This is a genomic window from Micromonospora sp. NBS 11-29 (assembly GCF_002140155.1).
Taxonomy (GTDB): Bacteria; Actinomycetota; Actinomycetes; order Mycobacteriales; family Micromonosporaceae; genus Micromonospora.
The window spans coordinates 580,499-581,777 of sequence record NZ_NAPR01000007.1 but is presented as its reverse complement, the minus strand read 5'-3'; the positions used below and the strand labels follow the sequence as shown (position 1 = coordinate 581,777).

The following is a 1,279-nucleotide window of genomic DNA, read 5'->3' as shown; positions in this document are numbered from 1 at the left end:
CTTCTTGAAACCGGTCAGCTCCTCGATCTCCAGCACCTCGCCCACGACCAGCGGACCGGTGACGGTCTCCCGCAGGTCCACGATCGACTCGACCTCGATGCCGAGGTCGACCAGCGCCTGCTCCAGGTCGCCGGTGGGCAGGTCGGCGGGGAGATCGACGTACTCCCGCAGCCAACTGACAGAAACTCGCATGACTATGTGACCACCGTTTCCGTAGCTCAGGCGCCGAACGCGCGGGTGAACCGCACGTCGCCCTCGGCCATGTCCCGCATGTCGCTGACCCCGTGCCGGACCATCACGGTCCGGTCGATGCCCATGCCGAACGCGAATCCGGAGTAGACCTCCGGGTCGATGCCGCAGGCGCGCAGCACCCGCGGGTTGACCATGCCGCAGCCGCCCCACTCGACCCACTGCGGCCCGTCCCGGTGCTCCGGGAACCAGACGTCGAANGCGGGCCCCAGCGGGTCTTCGCGCCCTCGCCGAACATGGCTCGGGCGAAGTGGTCGAGCGTCCCGCGCAGGTGCGCCATCGTGATGCCCTTGTCCACCACCAGGCCCTCGACCTGGTGGAAGACCGGCGCGTGGGTGGCGTCCAGTTCGTCGGTGCGGTAGACCCGGCCCGGCACCACCACGTAGATCGGCGGTTTGCGGCTGAGCATGGTGCGCGCCTGCACCGGCGAGGTGTGGGTGCGCAGCACGAGGCCACTGCCCTCAGGTGCGACGTGGAACGTGTCCATCAGCCCGCGCGCCGGGTGGTCGGCCGGAATGTTGAGCGCGTCGAAGTTGGTCCACTCCAGCTCGACCTCGGGGCCCTCGGCCACCTCGTAGCCCATGCCGATGAACAGGTCACTGATCTGCTCCATCAGCACGGTCAGCGGGTGGCGGGCGCCGCGCGGCCGACGGTCGTAGGGCAGCGTGACGTCGACCCGTTCCTCGACCAGCACCCGCTCGGCCTGCTCGGCGTCCAGGATCTCCTGCCGGGCGGCGTACGCGGACTCGATGGCGCGGCGGGCCTCGTTGACCCGCTTGCCGGCGTCGGACTTCGCGGCCGGCGGCAGCGCGCCGATCTCCCGGCGCGCCAACGACACCGGGGACCGGTCCCCCAGGTGCGTGGGGCGCAGCGCGGTCAGCGCGTCCAGGTCGGCGGCGTCGGCGAACGCCTTCTCGGCGTCGGCCACGGCCCCGGCCAGGGCGGCCGGGTCGAGCAGGGCGACCTGCTTCGGGTCGTACGGATCGTTGCGGTAGCTCATGGTGAACGGGCACTCCCTCATGGCGGCGCC

Annotated in this window: 1 protein-coding gene and 1 pseudogene; both read right to left on the bottom strand. The window is 71.0% G+C overall.

What is annotated here, in order from left to right; translation table 11 throughout:
* Positions 1 to 192: hypothetical protein (locus tag B1205_RS31360; RefSeq protein ID WP_254909886.1), on the bottom strand; the 192-nt coding region annotated here is incomplete at its 3' end.
* Positions 193 to 218: 26 nt separating this feature from the next.
* Positions 219 to 1,249, bottom strand: a pseudogene (gene pheS / locus B1205_RS12925) (phenylalanine--tRNA ligase subunit alpha).
* Positions 1,250 to 1,279: the final 30 nt, after the last annotated feature.